The 3,729-nt window shown below is 67.5% G+C and carries 3 protein-coding genes; all 3 read right to left on the bottom strand.

What is annotated here, in order from left to right:
• On the bottom strand, positions 1–1,417 hold a 1,417-nt coding region (locus tag K8V84_RS14595; RefSeq protein WP_304075070.1), incomplete at its 3' end, for a phage portal protein.
• Between the two features lie 11 nt (positions 1,418–1,428).
• Positions 1,429–3,024, bottom strand: a complete 1,596-nt coding sequence (locus K8V84_RS14590; RefSeq protein ID WP_304075068.1) for a hypothetical protein — start codon at positions 3,022–3,024, stop codon at positions 1,429–1,431.
• Between the two features lie 178 nt (positions 3,025–3,202).
• Positions 3,203–3,649: a hypothetical protein gene (locus K8V84_RS14585; protein WP_304075065.1), complete on the bottom strand. Its 447-nt coding sequence runs from the start codon at positions 3,647–3,649 to the stop codon at positions 3,203–3,205.
• Positions 3,650–3,729 lie beyond the last annotated feature (80 nt).

Raw genomic sequence — 3,729 nt, 5'->3', positions numbered from 1 at the left:
CGGCCACATCCTCGTCCGCCTCGGCCTGCTCGGCGGCGCCGGTCAGCTGGGCGAGCATCCGCTCGGACCGGCGCCGTCGCACGTCCGCCCGAAGGCGGGCGATGGTGGTCTGGTCAAACCCCAGCTGCTCGTAAGTGACGTCGCTGTCGGGCGGGAGTACACCGACCCCGACCAGCTTCATGGTGGCGTCGGCCATCGCCGCCCGCGTGGGAGTCGCGGCGTCACGCCACCGGGACACGAGCCCGTTGGCCTCGCTGCTTAGCCCGCCGTCGCGCATGGCCACGACCAGGCGCAGCACGTTCGCCCATGATCGGCCCAGGATCTGCTGTCGGCGCTCGGCACGCTTGACCAGGCGGGCTTCGGTGGCACGGATCGCGTCCGCACTGGACGGGTTGGCGGACACGAACCCCAGATACGACTCGGGGATGGACGCTTCGCCGGCGACCATCTGCGCGAGCAGCTTGACCTGCTCCACATATGGGGCCGGGGAGGCGGCGGAGAACTGCTCCACCTTCGGGAGTTCGCCCTCGTCGTCGCGCTCCAACGCCTTGAAACGACCCAAGTATGAGGCCCATGCGGGGATCGGGTTGCCTTGCTCGTCCGTGAACGCCGACTCAGACGCGCCGAGGATGAACTCCTTCGGCGAGGAGTAGAACTCCCTGCTCACCTCCATGGAGAGCATGGTGCGCACACCCGAGTCGGTGTACGACATCAGCGCTGGGGTGATCTCCGACTTGCCCCAAGGGCGGCCCCTTCGAGGTTGGTTCACCAACGGTTCCACCGGCACCCGGCGCAACCCGTGTCGGGCCCGGCGCACCACCCGCATATCACTCGACGGGTTCGGGCGCTCGCAAAAGATCGTCTGATCCGGAAGGTACAAGGTCAGACCCGTGATCTGCCTCGCGCTCTCGTCCACGGTCACCGACAGGGCACTGGACAGCCGGCGCTTCCGGGCCGACCACTCACCCGTCATCCGGGTAGGCGGCTCAATCGTGATCAACCACTCTGGCTCACCCTCGGTGGTGTCGCCGCGGGACGCGACCACGAACCCGACCCCATGGATGAGGCTTTCGAGGTTGCCCTGTTGGGTGTCGGACTCCATCTCGTTGTCGATGATGACGTCACGCAGACCCAGCGGGTCGTCGGTGTCCTCACCCAGCAGGGCCACGCCCTGCCAGTCCAGACGCTCCTCCAGGCTGTTGACGGCCATCCCTGGCCATCCCACCACCGTCCGAACATCATTCAGGAGCTGGGGGACAGCGATGCCCAGGGAGTTGATCGTGTCGTTGCCGTCGTAGTACAGCTCCCGGAGCTGGTTGTACGGGGCACGACGGAGCAGCTGCGACAGCAGTTTGTTGGTGAGCTTCTGCTCGGCGTCGTCCATGTCTCGCACGTGCAGAGCGGGGAGGGACACCATGGTCACGCTCGTCACCTCATCACCACCACCTTCCCCGATCCGGTCGACTTGCGGTACTTCGTTGAGTTGAGGACCCGGCGGCGGCCGAGCCGGGCGCCGACCATGCACACGGCCAGGTCGACGAGTTTGTTGCTGTCGCGGGTGACCTTGCCGAGGGTGTGGCCCCACTGGTTCGGGCGCTCCTTGGCCTGGCGGACGTGCTTGCGCAGCGCGGCGTGCCCGTCATGGGTGAACCCGGCGCCCTCTTCGTTGATCATCCGCGCGGTCTCCATGGCCTCCTCGGTGAAGTCCTCCAGCCGCTGACGTGACCCACGCGCGCTCATGCGCATGTCGAACAGCACGCTGTTGCCCTGCTGGGCGCCGGGGGTGGCCCACACCAACAGCTTGCGCCGGTACGTGCGGTGCCACTTGTCGATCACCTCTTTCCAGTACAGGACTTCGGTGTCGTCGTCGGTGGCCGGCGACGGATCGACCCCGAACCACAGGACCTTGTACTTCTCGAAAGCCTCGGTCACGGTGTCGTCGACCTCGTCGCGCGGGGCCAACCAGCCCTTACCTCGGTCGCCGTGCGGCTTCTGCCACACACCCAGGACGAAAACATGCCCATCTGAGAGCCTGCATCCGACCAGACCGGTCGCGTCCGTGGACTTGGAGCAGTCCAGGAACATGACGATCCGGTCGCCGTCCTTGAGCTTCACCGAGGGCTTCGCCATCGCGTCGAAGTTCTTCGGGTCCGCCCACGCATCCTCGGCAGCGGCCAACCCGTTGAGGTAGTAGCGGATCGACTCGGCCGGGGTGCGCCGTGTGTCCTGCGCGGACATCGCGATGCGCTCCAGGTCCGACCACGGAGCGTCGTAGTACGCCTGCTCCACGCCCCGCATCAGCGAGTCCCAGTCATGCAACTGCGTGGACGGGTCCGCTTCGCGGGAGTCGTAGAGCAGGTTCACGCCTTGGCGGCGCTTGGCGCCGGACACCTGGGCCTGCCACTCGTTATAGGTGCGCTCCGCCCGGGAGTCCTGCCCCTGCTGGAACGCGTTCGTGAGCTCACACAGCCGGGCCCCGATGTGTTTCGGGGACTTGGACACGTTCCGGTCGCCGACCTCGGCGAGCTTGGTGCCCTGGTTGGCGTCGGTCATGTGGTGTGTCTCGTTGAGAAAAACCGCTGTGGCCGGGTCGCCTTCGTTGGAGGCCTCTGACGCCGTCAGCAGCTCGATCCGCGAGCCACCGGGCCGGACGGTGCGCTTCACTCCGAGGTCGGCCTTGGTCATGCCCAGCCGGTCACGGAGCCGCTTGGACATCATGGCGTTAGCCAATCTGAGCAGGTCGGCCGCCTGGGCCTCACTGTTGGCGCCGATCTGTACCAGCGCCATCCGGCGAGCCCTCGACAACGGCCGGCCACCCGGACCCCACTGGGCGAACTCGACTGGCCCGGCGAACTCAGCCAGCACCATGGCCCCGCCCAGCGGGTCCTTACCGACACCCTTCGCGCCGCGTTTACACCCGGACCAGTACACCCACCGCCCCTCCGGGGTCAGCGCGTACCACAGGTGAAGCCAGCGTTTCTGGGCTGGGGTGAACCGCCACGGCTGCCCGGTGGTCGGGTTCACCAGCCACTTCTCACACCAGCGGATCACCGCCGGGCCCAGCGAAGGCGGGAGCTTTGCGAGCCGGGACGGGTGCCCCCACGGGAGCACATGGTCCCCCGGCCACGGCAGGGTCAGCCACGCCCCGGTGTCGGGGCACACGTAGTAGCCAGGAGGAAGCTCTACCTGGTCAGGCGGAGTCTCATCCGTAGAGGTCGCGGTAGTCGTCAAGGAGGGTCACCTCACCGCCCCCATCGGACTCGTCATCCTGGTCACGTCCAGGGCGCTGGAGTTCCAGGCGGGCAGCCCGCCGGGCACCTTCGGTGGTGAGGAGTTGGTCCATGCCGCGCGTGATCGCGGCCACCAGCTGTGCGTTGGGCCGCGGTATGTCGAGCGTCGTCGTCATCAGGTCGCCGAGGTACCGGGCGAACGCCCAGTCGGACGGCTCCAGGTATTGGGCCTGCACGCTGGCCTGGAGGGATGCGTACCACTCAGCGGCGCGCGGGTGCCACTCCGCATCCGCTGGCGGGATCTCCGGCGCCGGGGCGGCTACGGGCTTCTCCACGTCCGCGGTACGGTCCGGCCGCTGGTCGGCGAGGTCTTCGGTGCGCTGGCGCGGGCGCCCGCGCTGCCCCTTCTTGCCGGCCATCCTCATCACCTCCGCTCTGAGCTACCGGCCGACACTGTGCGTAATCGGAAGTTGATTCAGTGCCGAAATTTTGAGGCCCT

The organism is Nocardiopsis listeri (genome assembly GCF_020741345.1).
GTDB classification, from domain to species: Bacteria; Actinomycetota; Actinomycetes; order Streptosporangiales; family Streptosporangiaceae; genus Nocardiopsis; species Nocardiopsis listeri_A.
This window is presented reverse-complemented; position numbering and strand designations above follow the sequence as displayed.

Coding starts and splice junctions, on each gene's coding strand:
- K8V84_RS14585 (WP_304075065.1), bottom strand. CDS start 3,649: ATGGCCGGCAAGAAGGGGCAGCGCGGGCGCCCGCGCCAGCGCACCGAA.